The sequence below is a fragment of the Streptomyces sp. NBC_00457 genome (assembly GCF_036014015.1).
Taxonomy (GTDB): Bacteria; Actinomycetota; Actinomycetes; order Streptomycetales; family Streptomycetaceae; genus Streptomyces.
Map to the genome: position 1 here is coordinate 4,942,744 of NZ_CP107905.1, position 19,854 is coordinate 4,962,597.

Genomic DNA, 19,854 nt, shown 5'->3' on the forward strand with positions numbered 1-19,854 from the left:
GGGTGTCACCGAAGCCGGCGGTGTCCTGAGGGAGCGCGCGGCCTCAGCGGCTCGCGTACGGGAGCAGTGCCATCTCGCGCGCGTTCTTGATCGCGCGGGCCAGCAGGCGCTGCTGCTGGGCGGAGACGCGGGTGACGCGGCGGCTGCGGATCTTGCCACGGTCGGAGATGAACTTCCGCAGCAGATCGGTGTCCTTGTAGTCGATGTACTCGACCTTGGCCTGGTCCAGCGGGTTGGGGCGGTTCTTGGCGGGCTTGCGTTCGGGCTTGCGGGCCATGGGGGGTCAGACCTCCAGGAGGGTGTCGAAGGCGGGCGGCAGCCGCTTCCAGGCGTCGCGCCCGGCGGCGTACTCGGCGTCGGTGAGCAGGCAGGACTCCAGCAGCTCCTGAAGTCCGTCGCGGTCGAGGCCGGGGGACGTGAAGACCAGGTGCTGGCAGCAGTCGCCGTGCTCCGGATGCCAGTCCATCGCGGCGGCGGCGCGGCGCACCGGCGGCACCATCTCCCAGGCCGCGTCCGGCAGCGCGGCGAGCCAGGGGCCCGCGCTCTCCACGCACAGCGCACCGCCCGCCGCGTCCCAGTGCAGCAGCGTGTCCGGCTTGTCGGCGAGCCAGAACCGGCCCCGGCTGCGGGCCGCCGCGCAGGTCAGGTCCTCCAGCGCCGCATACAGCCGCTCCGGGTGGAAGGGCCGGCGGCGGTGCCAGACCAGCGTGGAGACGCCGTGCGCGTCGGCGTCGGCGGGCAGCAGCGCGCACGCGGGGTGCTGGGCCGCGGCGGCCGACTCGACGTCGAAGCCGGCAAGGGCCGCCTGCGCGAGCGGCGTCAGGGGGCGGCGGCGCGGGGCGGGCACCGTCAGGCCGTCGTCGGACGGTTCCGGCGCGCGATCGCCCTGAGCGCCCGCCAGGTCACCGTGGCCGACCGGGACCTGACGGGCCGTCGGGTGCAGCTGGGCGAGCAGCTCGCGGTCCTCGTCGTCGGCCTCCGGGGAGTCGACGAGGGCGAGGACGGGGGCGTACTCCAGCTGTCGCGCGAAGGTGTCGGCGACCGTGCGCTGGTCGGTGGCCGCGGCGGCGAGGCCGCGCTCCGCCAGGTCGTCGCCGTTGCCGAGGTACGGCAGCAGGAGCGCCGGGTCGACCGCGGTGATCACGCCGGTGACGGTGAGCCCGCCGCCGGTGACCACCTCGGCCATGGCCTTGGGCTCGACGGAGTCCCACAGCTCGACGATCGCGAGCCGGACCGTTCCGGCGTCGCGCAGGCGCAGCAGTTCGGGCACCAGGTCTTCCCGCAGCGCGCAGCACGCGCAGTCGTTGACCAGCGGGGCCTCACCGGCGGACAGGATGCCGGTGGCGTCGCGCACGGTCCGTACGACCGTTCCGGCGACGGCCGTCGCCAGGTCGTGATGGAGTACGACGCTGCCGGGGACGTCGGTGAGCAACCGCTCCACGGTCGCCTTGCGGGCGTCGGCATGCAGCCCGCCGACGATGACGACGGAGAGCATCAGCCCTGCTTTCCGTACCGGCGCTCGAAGCGCTCGACGCGGCCTGCGGTGTCCAGGACGCGGGCGGTGCCGGTGTAGAAGGGGTGGCTGACGTTCGAGATCTCGACGTCGACGACCGGGTAGGTGTTGCCGTCCTCCCACTCGACGGTCTTCTCGCTGGTCATCGTGGAGCGGGTGAGGAAGGCGTAGTTCGCGGCACGGTCACGGAAGACGACGGGGCCGTACTCGGGGTGGATTTCCTTGCGCATGGGGTGGTTCAGCGCTCCTCTCGGAAGTCGACGTGACGGCCGACGACCGGGTCGTACTTGCGCAGGGTCATACGGTCCGGGTCGTTGCGGCGGTTCTTGCGGGTCACGTACGTGTAGCCGGTCCCCGCCGTGGACCGGAGCTTGATGACCGGTCGGAGTTCGTTGCGTGCCATGCTGGTATCTTACTGAAAATGAATTCCATTTACACAACACCGTCGAGAGAGGTGCGTCACCCTTGTCCGCCCACTGCATGCTGACCGGGGCCCAGCCGGGCTTCGGCAACACGATCTCCCACTCGCACCGGCGGACCTCCCGCCGCTTCGACCCGAACATCCAGTCCAAGCGCTACTGGCTGCCCAGCGAGGGCCGTTACGTCCGGCTGAAGCTGAGCACGAAGGGCATCAAGACCATCGACACGATCGGCATCGAGGCGGCCGTGGCCCGGATCCGCGCCCGGGGAGTGAGGGTCTGATGGCGAAGAAGAGCAAGATCGCGAAGAACGAGAAGCGGCAGGAGATCGTCGCGCGGTACGCCGGGCGCCGGGCCGAGCTGAAGGAGATCATCCGCCGGCCGTCCTCGACGGAGGCCGAACGCCTCGCCGCCGAGCAGGAGTTGCGCAGGCAGCCGCGCAACGCCAGCGCCACCCGCGTACGCAACCGCGACAGCGTCGACGGGCGGCCCCGCGGCTACTTCCGCGCCTTCGGGCTGTCCCGGGTGAACCTGCGTGGACAGGCGCACGCGGGGTACCTGCCGGGGGTCCGGAAGTCCTCCTGGTAAGTCCCCTACTGGCAAGTACTGGTAGCTTGCTGCGAACCTTCCGGCCAGAGCTTGGGAGCCAGCAGTGACTTCGGTGACGAACGTGCGACTCGCGGTCGCCGGCGTGGTGGGCGCGCTGGTGCTGACCGCCTGCGGTGGCGGCTCGGACGACGACTCCGCGCCGAGCCCCAGCGCCTCCGCCTCCTCGACCGAGACGGCGGACACGGGCGGTGGCACCGGCGGGTCGGCGTCCGCGTCCGGCGATCTGACGGGCAGCTGGCTCGCCACGACCGACGGCAAGGCCGTCGCGCTGGTCATCACCGGCACGGAGGCCGGGCTCTTCGCGACCGGCGGGACCGTGTGCAGCGGGACCTCGGGCGAGGAGTCCGGCATGCGGATGATCCACCTCAAGTGCACCGACGGCAGCAAGGACCGGGCGACGGGGATGGTCGACTCCGTCGACGGGAAGACGCTCAAGGTGACGTGGGAGGACGGGCTCGGCGCGGAGACGTACACCAAGGCGGAGGGCGGGCAGCTGCCTTCGGGGCTGCCCACGGCGAGCCTGGGCTGATCACCGGCGGCTCGGTGAGCGGGGGTCCGCAACCGCGCCCCACCCTCATGCGTGATGATCCATGCACGCGACCGCCCACGCCCCCGAGGAAGCCCATGCGCGCCACACCTCTCGCCGTCACCGCCCTCGCCGCGGCCCTGCTGCTGACCGCCTGCGACAGCGGCGGCAGCAGCAACAGCAGCGCCGAGGAGCGAGAAGTCACGCAGAGCACAAAACCCGGTGAGCCCTGCAAGATGCACAACGTCGCCATGCACCTGGGGCCGGCCAACAGCGCACCCGCCGTCGGAGACACGGGCAACCTCGCCGTCACGATCATCAACCGCGACGCCGAGTGCACCGTGGACGGCCTGCCCGCCGCCGGCCTGGACACCGGGGACTCCGTCGGCAAGGTCCCCGTGGACAAGGCGGCGAAGCCCCAGAAGCTCACGCTCGCCAAGGACGCCGAGGTGTCCTTCACGCTCACCTATGTGCGGGGCGAGGAAGGCGGGGCGAAGAGCCTCGCCGCGAAGACGCTGAAGATCTACCTGCCCGGCGACACCAGCCCTCGCGACTTCCCTTGGGAGTACGGCGATGTCGCCCTCAAGAGCGGTGACGTGCCGGACGCCTCGCTCAGCGGGTTCCAGCAGACGGGCGACTGAGGCTCAGCGCAGCGGCTTCCGGCGGCCGACCTGCGCCCGGTCCGCCGCCTCAGCCCCTTCCGTCCAGCCCGCCGCGTCCGTGACCCCGCGCAGCCGGGTCGTGGTCGTCTCCGGGAACATGCGGTCCAGGCGGCCGGTGACGGCGAGTTCCCGGGAGGCGAGGACCGGGAGCAGGTCGCCGGTGACCTGGGTCTCGGCAGCGGCTGCCAGGCGGGTGCCGACGCGGTGGGCGTAGGCCGCGAGGAAGGACTGCCGGAAGGTCTTGGTCCGCCTGCGTCCGCCCGCGCGCTGGGCGGCCTCCGCCTTCGTCATCGCGGTCTGCGCCTGCACCAGCAGTGAGGTGTAGAGGAGTTCGACGGCCTCCAGGTCGGGTTCGAAGCCGACGACGGTGGTGAAGCCGAGAGGTTCGTTCCACACGGCACGGCAGTGGTTGGCAGTGGCGACCGCGTCCAGCAGCACCGCCTTGGCCTGCTCGTACGGCGGCTCGACCCCGATCCGGCAGGCGCCGGGCACGTCCGCGGTGGGCGCCCGGCCCGCCAGCAGCGCCTCGTCGATGCTGTGCCGCGCCATCAGCTCCTGCGCCTTGGCGCTGAGCGCCTCCGCCTCCTCCGGAAAGCCGGTCGCCTCCGCCTTCGCCAGCAGGGCGCGGATGCGGGTGAGCATGCGGGACTCGGACTTGGGGTGGCTGCCGGACGGCTCGTCCAGGGGCTCCAGCGCGGGCAGGCGCAGCAGCAGCCGGTACAGCTCCAGGACGGCCGTCGCGTGCGAGAAGCGGTCGGTGGCGGGCGGGGCTTCGGCGGTCAGTTCGTCGAGCTGTGCGGTCCAGCGGGGGCCGCGCGGTCGGTCGTACGACATCTGCGCGCGGATGAGGGCCGATACGAGGCGTACGTGTACGTCGTCCAGCTCGCGCCGCACGATCCGTACGACGTCGGCGGGCTGCCAGCCGCGTCGCCAGGCCGTCGCCACGAACTCCTGGCCGCGGCGGGCGAGTTCGGCGTCCGCGCTCGGGTCGGCGGCGAGGAGGGACGCGCCGGTGTCGAGGGCGGTGTCGGTGTCGCCGTAGAGGGCGGCCCGGAAGGCACGTTCGACGGTGCTGCTGGTCACGTGGCGATCGTGCCATGGGGGCACGCGCGCGTGGACGGCATGGGGTGTCAACCCGGGGTTGACACCCCTAAGGGCGCAACCTACGGTTGACACATGTCGACGAACCCAACCACGTCATCCGTACGTCTCGACGAACTCATCGAAGCCATCAAGAAGGTCCACGACGAGCCCCTCGACCAGCTCCAGGACGCGGTGATCGCCGGTGATCACCTCGGGGAGGTGGCCGACCATCTGATCGGCCACTTCGTGGACCAGGCCCGGCGATCGGGCGCCTCCTGGACGGACATCGGCAGGAGCATGGGCGTCACCCGGCAGGCCGCGCAGAAGCGCTTCGTGCCGAAGGAGTCGGCCGACCTCGACCCGCAAGCGGGCTTCGGCCGCTACACGGCGCGTGCCCGCAACGCGGTGATGGCCGCCCACAACGAGGCCGTCGCGGCCCGCAACCCCGAGGGCCGCCCCGCGCACCTGGTCCTCGGCCTGCTGGCCGATCCGGACGGCCTGGCCGCGAAGGCGATCACGGCGCACGGCGTCCCGCTGGACTCCGTACGCCAGGCCGCCACCGCCGCGCTGCCGCCCGCCGCGGACAAGGTCCCCGACCTCGTCCCCTACGGCTCCGACGCCAAGAAGGTCCTGGAGCTCACCTTCCGCGAGGCCCTGCGCCTCGGCCACAACTACATCGGCACCGAGCACATCCTGCTGGCCCTGCTGGAGTTCGAGAACGGCACGGGTGTTCTGTCCGGCCTCGGACTCACCAAGCAGGCGATGGAGGAGTACATCGTCGGGCTGCTCTCCCAGTTCCTGAAGAGCGGTGAGGAGACGACCAAGAAGGCCGCTGAGGAGTCCAGCGAGAAGGACTCCGGGGAGGGCTCCGCGTAGGGCTCAGGAAGGGCAAAACGCAAGGCTGAGGCCGTTGTCAGACCCGGGTGCCACACTCGCAGCATGACCGATCGGTGGGCACTCGCTCCGGCCGAGGACGGCGGCGCCGAGCTCGCCCCCCTCGGCCCGGACGGGCTGCCCGCCGGACCGGTCGTGCGGGAGCCGGACCTGGCCGCGGCGGTGCGCGGCCGGCCGGAGGTCACGCGCTGGGTCTGGCGTTCCACCGCCGAGGTCTATCCGCGTCTGCTCGCCACGGGGGTGCGAGTCGAGCGGTGCTACGACATCGAGGACGCCGAGACCCTCCTGCTCGGCCACGAGGGGCGGTCCGGCGAACCCCGCTCGGCGGCCGCCGCCCTGGCCCGGCTGCGCCGCGGCCCCGTACCGCCGGACCCACCCCAGCGCTCGGCCGAACCCGGCGCCCAGTCACCCCTCTTCGAGCCGCAGTCCGTGCATGTACCGCTGGCCGATCTCATCGAGGTCTACGCCGAGCAGCAGCGCCGGCACGACAAGGCGGCGCACCCGGGGCGGATGCGGCTGCTGACGGCAGCCGAGTCGGCGGGGATGCTGGTCGCCGCCGAGATGAACCGGGCGGGGCTGCCGTGGAGCGCTGACGTCCACCGCCGGGTGCTGCACGAACTGCTCGGCGAGCGGTATGCGGGCGGCGGGGAGCCGCGGCGGCTGGCGGAGCTGGCGGACGAGGTGTCGGCCGCCTTCGGGCGCCGGGTGCGGCCCGATCTGCCGGCCGATGTGATCAAGGCCTTCGCGCAGGCCGGGATCAAGGTCAGATCGACCCGCCGCTGGGAGATCGAGTCCGTCGACCACCCGGCCGTGAAGCCGCTGATCGAGTACAAAAAGCTGTACCGCATCTGGGTGGCGCACGGCTGGTCCTGGCTGCAGGACTGGGTCCGGGACGGCCGGTTCCGGCCCGAGTTCCTCGCGGGCGGGACCGTCACCGGCCGCTGGGTGACCAACGGCGGGGGCGCGTTGCAGATCCCCAAGGTCATCCGGCGCGCGGTGGTCGCCGACCCCGGCTGGCGGCTGGTCGTCGCCGACGCCGACCAGATGGAGCCGCGCGTCCTCGCGGCCATCTCCCGCGACCCCGGGCTGATGGAGGTGGCGGGCAGGGAGACCGACCTGTACCAGTCCGTCTCCGACCGCGCCTTCTCCGGAGACCGCGCCCAGGCCAAGCTCGCCGTCCTGGGAGCGGTGTACGGGCAGACGTCCGGCGACGGCCTGAAGAACCTCGCCGCCCTCAGACGCCGCTTCCCCAAGGCGGTGGCGTACGTCGACGACGCGGCGCGCGAGGGCGAGGAGGGGCGGCTCGTACGGACCTGGCTCGGGCGTACGTGTCCCCCGGCGGCCGGAGCGACCGACGCCACCACCGAGGAGGCGGGGATTCCGCAGGACGATCCGGCCGACGCGCCGCCCGGCGACGACGCCTGGGTGCCGGGCTACGCCTCCACCAACGCCCGCGCCCGCGGCCGCTTCGCCCGCAACTTCGTCGTCCAGGGCAGCGCCGCCGACTGGACCCTGCTGCTCCTCGCCGCGCTCCGGCAAGCCTGCGCGGGCATGTCGGCGGAACTGGTCTTCTTCCAGCACGACGAGGTGATCGTCCACTGTCCCGAGGAGGAGGCCGAAACGGTCGTGACGGCGATCCGGGAGGCATCGGACCTCGCGGGCCGGCTGACGTTCGGTGAGACGCCGGTGCGGTTTCCGTTCACGACGGCGGTGGTGGAGTGTTATGCAGACGCGAAATAAGCGCCCCGAAGGGGCGCGGGGAACTGCGCGACCAGCCCCCACCGGCCCGCAGGTGTCACCCTCGTCTGGACTTCCACGCGTCCGGCGAAGCGCTTAGCTTCGCCGCATGACGACGAAGACACGCAAAACCCGCACCCACGCTCTGACTTGGAGCGCCTCCGCGAAGCGCCTCGGCGCAGCCGTCGGCGTACTGGCCCTCGCCGCCTCAGGCACCGCCGCGCACGCCACCGAGGACCCCGCCACCGGACTCGCCGCCTACCACCGCCAGCACATCACCTGGACCGATTGCCGGCAGGGACCGGACGACGAGGAGGGGACCGCGCTGGACCGCGCCGGGGCCCGGTGCGCCCGGGTCACCGTGCCGCTCGACTACTCCCGCCCGACGGGCCGGACGATGGAGATCGCCCTGTCCCGGTTACCCGCGGCCGACCGGAAGCACCGGATCGGCACCCTGATGCTCAACAGCGGCGGCCCCGCCGAGCCGACGCTCGGCATGCCGCTGAGGACCCGCGCCCACCTCGGCAAGACGGCCGCGCGGTACGACATCATCGGCATGGACCCGAGATTCGTGGGCCGCAGTGAGGCACTCGACTGCGGCTGGCCCGCCGGTATCTGGATCCGCTCGGCCGGGTACAGCCGGGCCGCGTTCGACCGCCAGGTCGCCTTCCAGAAGGACCTCGCCGAGCGGTGCGCCGCCCGGCACGGCGATGTGCTGCCGTATGTCACCACCCGCAACACCGCCCGCGACATGGACGTCGTCCGCTCGGTGCTGGGCGAACCCCGGATCTCCTTCCTCGGGTACTCCTACGGCGCCTATCTCGGCGCCGTGTACATGCAGATGTTCCCCGGCCGCACCGACCGGGTCGTCCTCGACAGCGCCGGCGATCCCCGCACGTACGGCCCCCGTCTGCTGCGGGGCAGGGAGGTCCCCGCGGAGCGGGCGCTGCGGGCCTGGGCGTCCTGGACCGCGGCGCGGCACGGGACGTACGGCCTGGGCACGAGCCGGGACGCCGTTCTCGCCACCGTGCGGCGGATCGTCGACGCGGCGACGGAACGGCCGTTGCGCGTCGGCCCGTACGACATCGACGAGCACCGCTGCCGTATCTGATCTCGAACAGCAGCGGCAGCGACCAGGAGGAGCAGCGTGCCGCGTTCGCACGCGCCGTGGGTGTGCTGGACAAGGCGGCGAAGGGGGTCGCCGTCGAACCGACCCCGGAGCTGGCGGGTCTCCTGCGGTTCGCGCTCGACGCCTCGAGTTCGCCTCTCGCCAGCCCCGCGGCGGCGATCATCTGCGGCGACGCGGCCGCGTCCCGGGATCCCGAGGTCTACTGGCGCGACATCGAACGCAGCCGGGCCCGCCACCCCCTGTTCGGACCGATGACCAACAACATCGCCCCGTGTGCCTTCTGGCCCGAGTCGCCCCGCGAGCAGCCGACCACGATCGCCAACGACACCCCCGCGCTGATCGTCTCCGCCACCGGCGACACCGCCACCACCTACCGGGGCAGCAGGGCCATGCACGGCCTGCTGACCGGCTCCCGGCTGCTGACCCTGCAAGGAGCCATCGTGCACGGTGTGTTCGGCGAGTACGGCAACGCCTGCGTCGACGCGAAGGTGAACGCGTACCTGGAGTCCGGGCGGCTGCCCACCGGAAACCCGACCTGCCGGAAGTGAGCGCGCCGTCCGGGCGGACGACGGTGCGACTTTCGTCGGACGCGGGTGCGACGAAGGGATGCTGTGGGCAAGGTCGTCGACACCTACCTTTGCCGTGTGAATGTGACGACGATGGCCCGTGACGGCTGGAAACGACTGGTCGTGCCGGGGATGTGGTCCCGACGGCGGATCGTCGGCGAGACGGTCCTCGCCCTGGTGCTGGCCCTGTCGGCGACGATGGGTGTGCTGGACAACGGCCCGGCGGCGACGGTCGCCGTGGCGCTGGGCGCCGCCGCGATGTCCCTGCTGCGGCGGGTGTTCCCGGCGAGCGTGCTCGTCCTCGCGGGCGCGCTCGCCGGCGTACTCGTCGGTTTCTGGGCCCTGTTGACGGTCGCGGGCTGGTCGGCGGGCCCGAGGATCAAGGCGCCGCGGTGGGCGCTGGCGGCGTTCACGGTGTCGTACGTCCTCTATGCGGCGCTGACCGTCTCCCAGGGCGCATCCGTCCTCTCCGTGGGGCCGACGCTGCTGTTCAGCACGCTCACGTTCCTGGCGATGACCGTCGTGCCCGGCCTCGCCGCCCGCTACCGCACCCAACGCCGCACCCTCATGCACGCGTTGCACGAGCACAACGCCCAACTGCTGCGGGAACGCGAGATCATCGCCTCCCATGCGCGCCTTCGGGAACGGCAGCGGATAGCCCAGGACATGCACGACAGCCTCGGCCACCAGCTGGCGCTGATCGCCGTGCACACCGGCGCGCTGGAGGTCGACCGGAAGCTGACGGACCGGCAGCGCGAGGCCGTCGGGGTGCTGCGCGACGCGTCCGTGGCGGCGATGCACGAGCTGCGTGAGGCCGTCGGCATCCTGCGCGACGGTACGCACGCGCAGGAGCACGAGAGCGAGACGGCGCCCGCGGCCCGGGGCGTGGCGGGGATCGACGGCCTGGTGGAGGCGTCGCGGGGCGCGGGGGCGGACGTAGAGCTGCGGCGGGCGGGCGAGGAGCGGTCGCCGGCACCCGCCGCGGACCATGCGGCGTACCGGATCGTGCAGGAGGCGCTGACCAACGCGCTGAAGCATGCGCCGGGGGCCCCGATCGTCGTAGAGCTGCGGTACGAGCCGGACTCCCTGGTGGTCGAGGTCGCCAACGGGCCGGTGTCCGAGGCGGCGGATGGCGGGCGACGGCTCGTGGTGAGCGGCGGGCAGGGGCTGACCGGGCTGCAGGAACGGGCCCGGCTGGTCGGCGGCATGGTGCATGCCGGGCCGGCGGCGGGCGGGGGGTTCCGGGTCGCGGGCGTCCTGCCGTACGGGAGCGCGGAGCGGGCGGGTTCGGTGGCGCAGGTGACGACGTTCGTCGAAGCGACGAACGACTTCCGGGGGCAGAGCGAGGGGGCGCGGCCCGGCGACGGTGGAGCAGTCATCGACTGGTCCGGCCCGCCGGAGAAGCAGAAGGAGCTCGACCTCGCCATGGGAAGCAAGAAGAAGGGCATCGCGATCGGGTGCGGCGCCGCACTCGTGATCATCGTCGGTCTCGGGGCGCTTGCCGTCTGGGGCATCGCCAAACTGTGGAACGAGAGCGACAAGGCCATGATCGAACCGTCCGTCTACAAGTCCGTGAAGGTCGGCGACACCGAGACGGCCGTACGAGGCAAGCTGCCGGACGGCGAGTCGTTCCTGACCGACGGTCTGCGCGACAAGGGGCCCGCGAAGCCGAAAGGCGCCGACTGCCTGGTCCTCCTGTCGACGGAGATACCGGACAACCTGGACGACGAGCCGCTCTTCCGGTTCTGCTTCAGGGACGGAAAACTGATCGAGAAGCAGTCGTACACGGTCAAGTCGTAGGCGTACGGCGACTCTTGGGGCGTGAGTAAGGTGGGGGCGTGGGGCGTCCTCACGTCCCGTCCGTACCAAAAGCCTTGCGGGAGAGCTGTGATCAGGGTCCTCGTCGCGGATGACGAACCGCTCATCCGGGCGGGCATCAGGATGATCCTCACCTCCGCCGACGACATCGACGTCGTGGCGGAGGCCGGCAACGGCCGCGAGGCGGTCGACCTGGTCCGGGCCCACGCCGTCGACGTGGCCCTGCTCGACATCCAGATGCCGGTGCTGGACGGGCTGAGTGCCCTGGCCGAGCTACGGCGGGTCGCGCCGTCCGTACGCCCGCTGATCCTGACGACGTTCGGCGAACGCGAGAACGTACTGCGCGCACTGAGCCACGGCGGCGCGGGATTCCTTCTGAAGGACTCGGCACCGGGCGAGCTGATCCAAGCGGTACGGGCTGCGGCGGCCGGGGACGCGTACCTCTCCCCCGGCGCCACCCGCCACGTCGTCGACTCGCTCGCCTCGGGCCCGGCTGCGGCCCGCGCGGAGGAGGCGCGGCGACGCCTGCAGTCGCTCAGCGAACGGGAGTTGGAGGTCCTCGCGCTCCTCGGCGAGGGACTCTCGAACGCCGACGCCGGCGAGCGGATCCATGTCAGCGAGGCGACGGTGAAGACGTACGTCAGCCGGATCCTGACGAAGCTGCAGTGCGAGAACCGGGTACAGGCGGCGCTGCTGGCGCGGGATGCGGGGTTGGGCCCACTTGATCGAACGACTTACTCATTGGACTAAGTCGTTATGATGCCTCCATGGCTCACGTTTCCGCGGCAGAGCGCCGCCCGCAGCTGATCAAGGCCGCCATCGACCTCATGACGAGGGAGGGCGTGGCTGCCGGAAGCACCCGCGCCATCGCGGCCGAGCTGGGCGTGGCTCAGGCAACGGTGCACTACACCTTCGGCACGAAGGAAGATCTGTACCGGGCCGTCATGGAGCAGCTCACCCATGATCTGATCGCCCAGGTGGAAGGGGCGGCGCAAGCGGACGCCGGCTTCGAGGAGACGGTCGCGGCATTCGCCGCCGCCCTGTGGCAGACCGTGCGCGAGCAGCCGACCACCCACCAGCTGCTCACCGAGCTGTCCATGTTCGCGCTCCGGACACCTCGGCTGCAGGAGACCCTTGAGGGCCACGCCCGCGAGGTGACGGCGGTGACGACGAGGCTGGTGAACGAGGCTGCCGAGCGCACCGGTCACCGGCTCGCCCAGCCGGCGGAGATCATCGCCCGGTTCTTCCTGGCCGGCTTCGACGGCCTCGCGGAGCAGCATCTCTCACTGCCCGACGATGAGGCCGAGCACACCTGTCTGCAGGCTCTGGTCTCCGCTGTCGTCGCCCTCGCCGGAGGCCGACTGGAGCTCGTGACCTTGCCTGCGAGCTGACGGCGGGGCGGAACAGGCGGGCCTCGCGCTTGTTGCATCGCTGCCGGTGATCCCCGTGCGGCGACAACGAGGTGCTCGGGTGGACGTGCTGTCGCAGTAACAGAACTGGTCCCTGGATGAAACACGCCGCCGTCACGCTGGCTCCATCGCGCATGGCCCCAGTCGACGGGGCGTATGCCAGCCCACGGCGCCGGACCCACGAACGGGTCCGAGGCCGACCGTGCCCGCGGACCTCTGTGTGCCCGCGGTGGGGGTGCAGGGGCGGTGACTGCACCTCGTAGGACTTCGGAGAACACCACTCCGACGTACGCAGGAGTACTTGCCGCGATGACTGACATGACTGACATCACGACGCGTGCGGTGCCGCACACGACGCCTCGATCGACGTACGGCCTCGCCGAACTCGACAAGGAAACCCGCATGGGCGGGGCCGGAACCGAGACCACGGCGCGGGAGATCCGCCGCATCGACCTCTCCGACTTCGAGGCCCGCAAGGCCGAGATCACCGAGGAGCTGTGGGCGGCGGCCACGGACATCGGGTTCTTCCAACTGGTCAACCACGGCATCGATCAGGCCCTGGTGGACGAGGCGTTCACGAACGCCGAGGGATTCTTCGCGCTGCCCGAGGCCCACAAGGCCCGGCACGGGCTGAAGAAGGGCCTCAACTCCGGCTGGGAGTCGATGACCCAGGTCAGGCCGTCCGTCGGGACACCGGACCAGAAGGAGTCGTACCAGGTCACCCGCCCTCACATGGAAGGGCTGTGGCCCGACGACGTCCTGCCCGGGTTCCGGCCGCGCGCCCTCGCCTTCGAGGCCCGCTGCCGCGAGGTGGCGATGCGGGTCCTGTCCTGCTTCGCCGACAAGCTGGGCTTCGACAGCGACTTCTTCGCACGCTCCCACGACCCGCAAAGCGAGCACTACCAGTCCACCCTGCGGATGCTGCACTACTTCGCGCTCCCCGAGGACGCCGAGTACGACCCGAACGTGTGGCGGGCCGGTGCGCACACCGACTTCGACTGCCTGACGCTGCTCTTCCAGCGGGACGGGCAGGGCGGGCTGCAGGTGTGCCCGGGGAAGGAGGCCGAGGCCCAGGAGTGGACTCCCGTGGTGCCCTCGGCCGACGCCATCACCTGCAACATCGGCGACATGCTGACGCGGTGGAGCGACGACCGGCTGCCGTCCAACTTCCACCGGGTCAAGTCCCCGGGCCCCGGCGACGACCGGGGCGCCCGCTACAGCATCGCCTTCTTCGCCCAGGCCGACCGTGACGTGGTGATCGAGGGGCCGGACGGCCGGTATCCGCCGATCACTGCGGAGCAGTACATCCAGCAGCGCATCGCTGCCAACTTCGCACGATAGGGGTGTCGTCGTGATGATGTCAGCGAAGAAGCGGTCGCCGTTCGGGCGGCTCGCGGTGCTGGGTCTCCAGCACGTTCTGGTGATGTACACGGGCTGTGTCACGGTGCCGCTCGTCTTCGGCGCGGCCGCCGGGCTCGATGCAAAGACCATCGCTCTGCTCATCAACGCCGACCTGCTGGTCGCCGGCGTCGTCACGATGATCCAGGGCGCGGGCGTCGGGCGGGTGCTCGGCGTCCGTATGCCCGTGGTGGCCGGCGCCGCCTTCACCGCCGTGACGCCGATGATCCTGATCGCCGGTGAGTACGGGCTCCAGGCCGTATACGGTTCGATGCTCGCCGCCGGGATCTTCGGCCTGCTCGCCGCCTGGCCGTTCGCCAAGGCGGCGCGCTTCTTCCCGCCGCTGGTGAGCGGTGTGGTGATCACCGTGGTCGGCCTGGCGCTGATCGGTGTCGGCGTCAACCTCGTGATCGGCAACGACCCCGAGGCGGAGGACTACGCGGCGCCGTCGCGCCTCGCCCTCGCCGCCCTCGTCGTCATCGTGATCCTGCTGGTGGCGAGGTTCGGCCGGGGCTTTCTGGCCCAGACCGGCGTCCTGCTCGGGCTCTTGGCCGGTACGGCAGTCGCGGTACCGCTGGGTCTGGTGGACCTGTCCGCCGCCCGCGGCGCCGACTGGATCGGGGTGAGCGCTCCGTTCCACTTCGGCGCACCGGAGTTCCCGCCCGTCGCGGTCATCTCCATGTGTGTCGTGATGCTGGTCCTGTTCGCCGAGTCGACCGCGGACCTGATCGCGGTCGCCGAACTCACCGGCAAGGAGCTGAAAACCGCGGACGTTGCGCGTGGACTCGCCGCCGACGGACTGTCCGGGGTGCTCGGCGGAGTGATGAACGCCTTCATCGACACGATCTTCGCCCAGAACGTGGGCCTGGTGTCGATGACCAAGGTACGCAGCCGCCACGTGGCCACCATCGCGGGCGCCATCCTGGTCGTCCTGGGCCATGTCCCCAAGCTGGGAGCGGTGGTGGCCGGGCTGCCCGGACCGGTCGTGGGCGCGGCGGGACTGGTCATGTTCGCCACGGTCGCCGCCGTCGGCATCAGCACACTGCGAAAGGTCGAGTTCGAGGGAACCCACAACCTGCTGATCATCGCCGTGTCGATCGGCGTGGGCATGGCACCCGACGTGGCCCCGGACCTCTACTCCCGTTTCCCGGACGGCGTACGCATCGTGCTGGGCTCACCGGTGACGAGCGCGACGTTGATCGCGTTCGGCCTGAACCTGGCCTTCAACCGAACCCACCCGGCACGCAGGGCGGATGACGGGGCAGGGGCGGAAGCGGAGGAAGAGGCGGAGAAGCAGACTCGGCCGGCGTCCACCACTCCGGCGGAATACGCCCCATAGGGCCGGTCCTATGGCAGGGGTCCCGGCTGAACGCGCACTTGATCGGCGCGGGCTCGTGTCGGCGGGGTGCCGGTCGTCGGTGCCAGGCTCGTTCTGAACCGCGAAGATGCGGACACGGTCCCGGTCGCCGAGGCCACGCCGTCAGTGCGGAAGCCACCCGGGCAGACGACGCTGTCGCCCGGGCCCGAGACCTACGCATTACGAGGGCCCACAAGATCGTGACGGTCGCTGACCCGTGATCACGCTCGATGGCATGACGCTTGATCCAATGGGTGCTGCACCGTCCGCTCAGGCATCGCTCAGGCATCGCTCACGCATTTTCGGCATGCCTGGCCGGGGACTCCGGAGGCAGCGGCCCGCTCGCCTGGGCGGCTGACCGCCAACTTGGTGGGGACGACAAGTAGATCGAGAACCAGGTCGAGCGCTGCCGCCTCGGGATAGTCGGCCGCCTGATTGTGAGGGCAGGGGCTCAGTCGTCGTAGCACTCGGTGACGACGAACCGTGTCCCCTCGAGTACCCCTCCGACACGCGTCTCGGCCCACTTAGCAAGTAGGTCCGGCTGGCCTTCGGCCCGGTTCAACAGATCGGCGATCTCATCAGCGCCCGGCGACGCGGGGAGCACACAGCGAACTACCGCACTACCTGTTGCGCTATCGCAATCCTCGTAGTCCTCGTCGGGGTCATCGGGTACCCAGCGGCCGATCTCGACGTGCCAGGAATCGGCGCCGTCGTCACCGGGCTCCGGCGCATGGACAGACAGGTAGTACCCGTCTGAATCGTATGGCTCAGCGAAGATCGCAAGGTTGGCCTCTTCCAGCCCCCCAAGCATGTCAGGGAACCGAGAACAGGCGGTGACCAGCACCCGCAGGTTCGCGATGGCCTTCTCACGCTCCTCGGGAGTGATCCCTTCTTCGAGACGATCCAGCTGCTCGCGTGCCTCACGACTCAGCATGTCCACTCCGCCGTCATGCGTCACGAACGGCTGGCCGAAGTCCCAGGAACGCCGGCCCTCCGTCTCGGGCACGGAAGCTCCCTCTGAGTACTCGGCGAGCGCCTCGGACAACTGACGTGCCTCCGTTTCCAGTTCCGCGTTGATCGCGATGCGGATGGGCTCAGGCACCACCGTCAGAGCTTCGTCCAAATCGGCGAGCGCCTGGTGGAGTTCCAGGCAGGTGTACTCGTACCACAGGCTGTGCGCACCACTCAGAAGATCGGCGCGCGAAGCCACGTCGGTCAGCGCTGCAAGGTGCTTCGTCGGATAGTGCGCCACCCCGTGGTCACGACGATCGTGAACGCTCACCGGGACGGTGGTGAGAGCGGAGATCCGATTGAGCGCGTCAACGATCGGTGCCGCAAGGGCGGATGTGGCCAGGCTCGTCACAGTCGACGACTCGACCCCGCCCGGACCCTGGTAGGTCGCCAGGATCTGCGTCTTCCCGCGGTTCGCGTGCTGAGAATAAACGGTCATGAGAACGCCTTTCGGCCACCAAGCTGAGACAGCCCGATGGTCACGGGAGAATGCGGAAAAAGGCGGTTGCGAGGGTACGTTCCGACGCTCCATGCCTCGAAGAGACCGGCGGTGGCCCAGGTACTGTCCCGAGCTCCTTGCCTGACTTCACCGTAGGGCGTACGCGCGTCCCGCCACAACCTGCCTGCCTGGCTCTGCTGGAGCGGGCAGTACTGACGAGCAAGCGGCTGCGATCATCTGTCAGCCTCGGCTACTGGCCCCGTACGCGCGCGGTCCCGGATACGCCCGCTCGTGGTCGACGGCAACCCCTGCGACGAGAACTGGCGGACACGCGACGGCGCCCGCGGCGAGGCGCTGCCTCCAGTGGGAGCCGGTAACTGCCCCGCGCGGACTGGCCGACACACGTCAACCGTGGCCATGGCCCCCCGTGTAGGCCCTCGACAACTCACCAGACGGTCGCCGCATCGTGACCGGAACCTTGAATGGGGTGGTACGTGTCTGGGATGCGGACACCGGCGATCTCGTACGCGAGGTGACACAGGGCGGGCACCTCGTCCGGGCCGCCCGGTTCGCGCCGGACGGAACCCACCTCGTCACCGTCGCCCGACTCGGTGGCCTGTACAGCCCGTTGTGGTTGGAGCGGGGAAGTGGAGCCTCGGCACCGGCGAGCTGTCCCAGGTGTTGTGGCCCGACGATACAGACCCGCCCTTCCGCCTCCCCGCCGATGAAGAGGTCGCCGCTCTCACCAGAGACGGCCGCTACCTCGCGACGGGGAACCAGAGCGGCACGGTCACGGTGCACGACCTCGTCGCCCGGGAACAGGTCGGTCGTCTGGTGCTGCACGGCGCCATCACGTGGAGCTGCTTGCCGAAGCCGGGATCGACGACCGCCGCCTGTACGACGGGAGCCGCCACACAGCGGGCACGATTCTGAACGAGCTGGGGGTCGACATGGCCACGATCATGGAGATCCTGCGGCACACCCAGATCAGTCAGACCCGGCCTTACGTGAAGGGCAGATCACACCTGTCGAAGGACGCGATGCGGCGCATGGACGAGTTCTTCGCACCCGCTCCCCCGGACCCTATTCCGGGCCCCACTGAGACCAGAACTGAGACCGCTGACAGCCGCGCGGCCCACGCTCGCCGTCGCCGCCGCATCCGCTAAAAGCAAAAGCCCCAGGTCACGGCGAGTGAGTCCTGAGGCTTCCACAGAGCCGCCTTCGGGATTCGAACCCGAGACCTACGCATTACGAGTGCGTTGCTCTGGCCATCTGAGCTAAGGCGGCGCGCTGTCCGCACTATGGTGCGATCAGCAACGTCGGTAAGTCTACACAGTTTCGGTGGGTGCTCCGTACCGGCCCCGGGCCGCCCGTCCCGGGGCCGGTGGGGTGGCTTATGAGCAGCGTTTTCCCTTTGTCGGAGGGGTGCCGCGGAGCAGGTAGGCGTTGATCGTGGAGTCGATGCAGTCGCTGCCGCGGCCGTAGGCGGTGTGGCCGTCGCCTTCGTAGGTCAGGAGGCGGGCGGAGGACAGCTGGCCGGCCAGGGCGCGGGCCCAGCGGTAGGGCGTCGCGGGGTCGCGGGTGGTGCCGACGACGACGATCGGGGCGGCGCCCTTGGCCTCGATGCGGCGCGGTACGCCCGTGGGCGCCACCGGCCAGTACGCGCAGGGCAGGGTGGCCCAGGCGAGCCCTTCACCGAAGACCGGGGAGGCCTTCTCGAAGGTGGGGAGGTTCCTCTGCACCTCCTCGGGGGTGTCGAAGGCGGCCGGGAGGTCGAGGCAGTTCACGGCGGCGTTGGCGAACATCAGGTTCGTGTAACGGCCGTCGGCGTCACGCTCGTAGTAGCTGTCGGAGAGGACGAGCAGGCCGGCGCCGTCCTTCTCCTTCATCGCCGAGGTCAGCGCCTCGCGCAGCTGCGCCCACGCTCCCTCGTCGTACATCGCCGCGATCACGCCGGTGGTGGCGAGGGACTCGGTGAGCGTACGGCCGCCCGCGTCGCCGGTGGGGATGGGCTGCGCGTCGAGCTTCGTGAAGAAGGCCTTGAGGTTGGCGCCGACCTTCGCCGGCGCCGTGCCCTTGCCGCCGAGCGGGCAGTCCGGCTGCTGCACGCAGTCCTTCGCGAACGACTGGAACGCCGTCTCGAAGCCCGCGGTCTGGTCGAGGTTCAGTCGGCGTGCGGGCAGCGACGGGTCCATCGCGCCGTCCAGCACCATCCGCCCGGCCCGGTCCGGGAAGAGGCCCGCGTACGTCGCACCGAGGAACGTCCCGTACGACGCCCCCACGAAGTTCAGCCTCCGGTCCCCCAGCGCCGCCCGCACGATGTCCATGTCCCGCGCCGCCTCGGCAGTCGAGACATGACGCAGCAGTTCGGGCGAGTCGCTGCCGCAGCCTTCCGCGAACTTCTTGTACGCGTCGACGAGTTGGGTCGTCTCCCGCTCGTCGTCGGGCGTGGTGTCCGTCCGGGTGTACGCGTCCATCTCCCGCCCGTCGAGGCATTCGACGGGCTCACTGCGGGCGACCCCGCGCGGGTCCACCGCCACCATGTCGTAGCGGGCACGGACCTGCGCCGGGTAGCCGACACCGGCATACGCCTGCAGGTAACCGACCGCCGAGCCGCCCGGCCCGCCCGGGTTCACCAGCAGCGAACCGAGACGCTTGCCCGGTCCCGTGGCCTTCTTGCGGGCGACGGCGAGCCGGATGTCGCCGGCGTCGGGCCGGTCGTAGTCGAGCGGTGCCTTGATCGTGGCGCACTCGAACCCGGGGACCCCGCAGCCGCGCCAGCCCGGTCTCTGCTCGTAGAACCGCGAGAGCGCCGCCGGCGTCGCCTGCGGCAGCGCGACCAGCGCCGCCTCGGCCGCCGTACCGGCCGACGTCGTCGCACCACCTCCGGAGGAGCAGGCGGAGGCGAGCAGGGCGACTGCGGTGAGGAGGGCGGCAGCAGCGGTGGTAGTTGTGGTGCGGGGGGTGGTGCGGGGGGTGCCTGCCGTGTCCATGGCGTGGCGGGCGGGGGGCTGGAACCTGGGCTCGGGCTTCGGGCTCCGGCTGGTCGGTCGGGAGGCGCGCCTGATGTGCATCCAGCGAGCGTAACCCTGAGCGGTGGGTTGGTTGCTGTGCGTGCAAGGTGTGGCTCGTAGGTGTGCGGGTCGGGTCTCGGTCGGATGCGGGTCGGCTGTCGGTCGGACGCAGGCCTGAGGCCGGACACAGGTCGGACGCAGGTCGGACGCAGGTCGGACGCAGGTCGGACGCAGGTCGGACGCAGGTCGGACGCAGGCTGGCCAACGATC

20 protein-coding genes, 1 tRNA gene and 2 pseudogenes are annotated in these 19,854 nt (G+C 70.7%); 15 read left to right on the plus strand and 8 right to left on the minus strand.

All coding sequences use genetic code 11. The annotated features are described in order from the left end of the window. Nucleotides 1-43 precede the first annotated feature (43 nt). Genes rpsR through rpmG form a run of 4 tightly spaced genes read right to left on the minus strand, consistent with a single transcriptional unit; the run spans nucleotide 44 to nucleotide 1,916 of the window. The gene (gene rpsR, locus OG828_RS22385; RefSeq protein ID WP_328359665.1) at nucleotides 44-277 is read right to left on the minus strand and encodes a 30S ribosomal protein S18; all 234 of its coding nucleotides are present in this window, start codon (nucleotides 275-277) and stop codon (nucleotides 44-46) included. 6 nt (nucleotides 278-283) lie between these two features. Next, nucleotides 284-1,495 carry a CobW family GTP-binding protein gene (locus OG828_RS22390; RefSeq protein ID WP_328502107.1) on the minus strand — a complete coding sequence of 404 codons (1,212 nt, stop codon included), beginning with the start codon at nucleotides 1,493-1,495 and terminating at the stop codon, nucleotides 284-286. Next, nucleotides 1,495-1,743, minus strand: a complete 249-nt coding sequence (locus OG828_RS22395) for a type B 50S ribosomal protein L31 (protein ID WP_210577945.1) — start codon at nucleotides 1,741-1,743, stop codon at nucleotides 1,495-1,497. The genes OG828_RS22390 and OG828_RS22395 overlap by 1 nt, the downstream gene beginning before the upstream one ends. Before the next feature lie 8 nt (nucleotides 1,744-1,751). After that, entirely contained in the window at nucleotides 1,752-1,916 is a 165-nt protein-coding gene (gene rpmG, locus OG828_RS22400) for a 50S ribosomal protein L33 (protein ID WP_003999141.1), read from the minus strand. A gap of 62 nt (nucleotides 1,917-1,978) precedes the next feature. Between rpmG and rpmB the strand changes: the two genes are divergently transcribed. The 4 genes from rpmB to OG828_RS22420 all read left to right on the plus strand — a co-directional run bounded on the left by rpmB (nucleotide 1,979) and on the right by OG828_RS22420 (nucleotide 3,708). Then, nucleotides 1,979-2,215, plus strand: a complete 237-nt coding sequence (gene rpmB / locus OG828_RS22405) for a 50S ribosomal protein L28 (protein ID WP_328439268.1) — start codon at nucleotides 1,979-1,981, stop codon at nucleotides 2,213-2,215. Continuing rightward, nucleotides 2,215-2,520, plus strand: coding sequence for a 30S ribosomal protein S14 (gene rpsN / locus OG828_RS22410; protein ID WP_328439269.1), 306 nt, complete (start codon nucleotides 2,215-2,217; stop codon nucleotides 2,518-2,520). Before rpmB ends, rpsN begins: the two co-directional genes overlap by 1 nt. 73 nt (nucleotides 2,521-2,593) lie before the next feature. Next, a complete protein-coding gene (locus tag OG828_RS22415) occupies nucleotides 2,594-3,070 on the plus strand; it encodes a hypothetical protein (RefSeq protein ID WP_328439271.1) in 477 nt (158 codons plus the stop codon). Nucleotides 3,071-3,165: 95 nt separating this feature from the next. After that, nucleotides 3,166-3,708, plus strand: a complete 543-nt coding sequence (locus OG828_RS22420) for a DUF4232 domain-containing protein (protein WP_328502108.1) — start codon at nucleotides 3,166-3,168, stop codon at nucleotides 3,706-3,708. Between the two features lie 3 nt (nucleotides 3,709-3,711). On the opposite strand, the gene OG828_RS22425 is transcribed toward OG828_RS22420, so the two are convergent. Beyond that, nucleotides 3,712-4,812: a DUF2786 domain-containing protein gene (locus OG828_RS22425; RefSeq protein ID WP_328502109.1), complete on the minus strand. Its 1,101-nt coding sequence runs from the start codon at nucleotides 4,810-4,812 to the stop codon at nucleotides 3,712-3,714. A 93-nt stretch (nucleotides 4,813-4,905) separates the two neighbouring features. Between OG828_RS22425 and OG828_RS22430 the strand changes: the two genes are divergently transcribed. The 9 genes from OG828_RS22430 to OG828_RS22470 all read left to right on the plus strand — a co-directional run bounded on the left by OG828_RS22430 (nucleotide 4,906) and on the right by OG828_RS22470 (nucleotide 15,102). After that, nucleotides 4,906-5,688, plus strand: coding sequence for a Clp protease N-terminal domain-containing protein (locus OG828_RS22430; RefSeq protein WP_328359690.1), 783 nt, complete (start codon nucleotides 4,906-4,908; stop codon nucleotides 5,686-5,688). 63 nt (nucleotides 5,689-5,751) lie between these two features. After that, nucleotides 5,752-7,446: a bifunctional 3'-5' exonuclease/DNA polymerase gene (locus tag OG828_RS22435; RefSeq protein WP_328502110.1), complete on the plus strand. Its 1,695-nt coding sequence runs from the start codon at nucleotides 5,752-5,754 to the stop codon at nucleotides 7,444-7,446. Between the two features lie 106 nt (nucleotides 7,447-7,552). Continuing rightward, on the plus strand, nucleotides 7,553-8,554 hold the full coding sequence (locus OG828_RS22440) for an alpha/beta fold hydrolase (protein ID WP_328502111.1): 1,002 nt from the start codon (nucleotides 7,553-7,555) through the stop codon (nucleotides 8,552-8,554). A gap of 56 nt (nucleotides 8,555-8,610) precedes the next feature. Then, nucleotides 8,611-9,120, plus strand: a complete 510-nt coding sequence (locus OG828_RS22445) for an alpha/beta hydrolase (RefSeq protein WP_328502112.1) — start codon at nucleotides 8,611-8,613, stop codon at nucleotides 9,118-9,120. 111 nt (nucleotides 9,121-9,231) lie between these two features. Beyond that, a complete protein-coding gene (locus OG828_RS22450) occupies nucleotides 9,232-10,938 on the plus strand; it encodes a histidine kinase (RefSeq protein WP_443062512.1) in 1,707 nt (568 codons plus the stop codon). An 87-nt stretch (nucleotides 10,939-11,025) separates the two neighbouring features. After that, nucleotides 11,026-11,706, plus strand: coding sequence for a response regulator transcription factor (locus OG828_RS22455; RefSeq protein WP_328502114.1), 681 nt, complete (start codon nucleotides 11,026-11,028; stop codon nucleotides 11,704-11,706). Between the two features lie 17 nt (nucleotides 11,707-11,723). Beyond that, nucleotides 11,724-12,347 (plus strand): TetR/AcrR family transcriptional regulator, encoded by a 624-nt coding sequence (locus OG828_RS22460; RefSeq protein ID WP_328439282.1) that lies wholly within the window; start codon nucleotides 11,724-11,726, stop codon nucleotides 12,345-12,347. Between the two features lie 327 nt (nucleotides 12,348-12,674). Beyond that, nucleotides 12,675-13,706 (plus strand): isopenicillin N synthase family dioxygenase, encoded by a 1,032-nt coding sequence (locus tag OG828_RS22465; RefSeq protein WP_328502115.1) that lies wholly within the window; start codon nucleotides 12,675-12,677, stop codon nucleotides 13,704-13,706. 13 nt (nucleotides 13,707-13,719) lie between these two features. Further along, on the plus strand, nucleotides 13,720-15,102 hold the full coding sequence (locus OG828_RS22470; RefSeq protein ID WP_328504914.1) for a nucleobase:cation symporter-2 family protein: 1,383 nt from the start codon (nucleotides 13,720-13,722) through the stop codon (nucleotides 15,100-15,102). A 469-nt stretch (nucleotides 15,103-15,571) separates the two neighbouring features. Here OG828_RS22470 and OG828_RS22475 read toward each other — a convergent pair whose 3' ends face one another. Continuing rightward, on the minus strand, nucleotides 15,572-16,570 hold the full coding sequence (locus tag OG828_RS22475; protein ID WP_328502116.1) for a hypothetical protein: 999 nt from the start codon (nucleotides 16,568-16,570) through the stop codon (nucleotides 15,572-15,574). Nucleotides 16,571-17,012: 442 nt separating this feature from the next. Here OG828_RS22475 and OG828_RS49590 point away from each other — a divergent pair. Next, nucleotides 17,013-17,069: pseudogene (locus OG828_RS49590) on the plus strand (hypothetical protein); the annotation flags it as partial. Nucleotides 17,070-17,427: 358 nt separating this feature from the next. After that, nucleotides 17,428-17,736: pseudogene (locus OG828_RS22480) on the plus strand (tyrosine-type recombinase/integrase); the annotation flags it as partial. 47 nt (nucleotides 17,737-17,783) lie between these two features. On the opposite strand, the gene OG828_RS22485 reads toward OG828_RS22480, so the two are convergent. Continuing rightward, nucleotides 17,784-17,857 (minus strand) — tRNA-Thr (locus tag OG828_RS22485). 107 nt (nucleotides 17,858-17,964) lie between these two features. Then, nucleotides 17,965-19,563, minus strand: a complete 1,599-nt coding sequence (locus tag OG828_RS22490; protein ID WP_328504915.1) for an alpha/beta hydrolase — start codon at nucleotides 19,561-19,563, stop codon at nucleotides 17,965-17,967. Between the last annotated feature and the right edge of the window lie 291 nt (nucleotides 19,564-19,854).

What these genes read in the sequence shown, in the direction of transcription:
- rpsR (WP_328359665.1), bottom strand. Translation starts at nt 277, where the DNA reads ATGGCCCGCAAGCCCGAACGCAAGCCCGCCAAGAACCGCCCCAACCCG.
- OG828_RS22390 (WP_328502107.1), bottom strand. Translation starts at nt 1,495, where the DNA reads ATGCTCTCCGTCGTCATCGTCGGCGGGCTGCATGCCGACGCCCGCAAG.
- OG828_RS22395 (WP_210577945.1), bottom strand. Translation starts at nt 1,743, where the DNA reads ATGCGCAAGGAAATCCACCCCGAGTACGGCCCCGTCGTCTTCCGTGAC.
- rpmG (WP_003999141.1), bottom strand. Translation starts at nt 1,916, where the DNA reads ATGGCACGCAACGAACTCCGACCGGTCATCAAGCTCCGGTCCACGGCG.
- rpsN (WP_328439269.1), top strand. Translation starts at nt 2,215, where the DNA reads ATGGCGAAGAAGAGCAAGATCGCGAAGAACGAGAAGCGGCAGGAGATC.
- OG828_RS22420 (WP_328502108.1), top strand. Translation starts at nt 3,166, where the DNA reads ATGCGCGCCACACCTCTCGCCGTCACCGCCCTCGCCGCGGCCCTGCTG.
- OG828_RS22430 (WP_328359690.1), top strand. Translation starts at nt 4,906, where the DNA reads ATGTCGACGAACCCAACCACGTCATCCGTACGTCTCGACGAACTCATC.
- OG828_RS22435 (WP_328502110.1), top strand. Translation starts at nt 5,752, where the DNA reads ATGACCGATCGGTGGGCACTCGCTCCGGCCGAGGACGGCGGCGCCGAG.
- OG828_RS22440 (WP_328502111.1), top strand. Translation starts at nt 7,553, where the DNA reads ATGACGACGAAGACACGCAAAACCCGCACCCACGCTCTGACTTGGAGC.
- OG828_RS22450 (WP_443062512.1), top strand. Translation starts at nt 9,232, where the DNA reads ATGGCCCGTGACGGCTGGAAACGACTGGTCGTGCCGGGGATGTGGTCC.
- OG828_RS22460 (WP_328439282.1), top strand. Translation starts at nt 11,724, where the DNA reads ATGGCTCACGTTTCCGCGGCAGAGCGCCGCCCGCAGCTGATCAAGGCC.
- OG828_RS22465 (WP_328502115.1), top strand. Translation starts at nt 12,675, where the DNA reads ATGACTGACATGACTGACATCACGACGCGTGCGGTGCCGCACACGACG.
- OG828_RS22470 (WP_328504914.1), top strand. Translation starts at nt 13,720, where the DNA reads ATGATGTCAGCGAAGAAGCGGTCGCCGTTCGGGCGGCTCGCGGTGCTG.
- OG828_RS22475 (WP_328502116.1), bottom strand. Translation starts at nt 16,570, where the DNA reads ATGACCGTTTATTCTCAGCACGCGAACCGCGGGAAGACGCAGATCCTG.
- OG828_RS22490 (WP_328504915.1), bottom strand. Translation starts at nt 19,563, where the DNA reads ATGGACACGGCAGGCACCCCCCGCACCACCCCCCGCACCACAACTACC.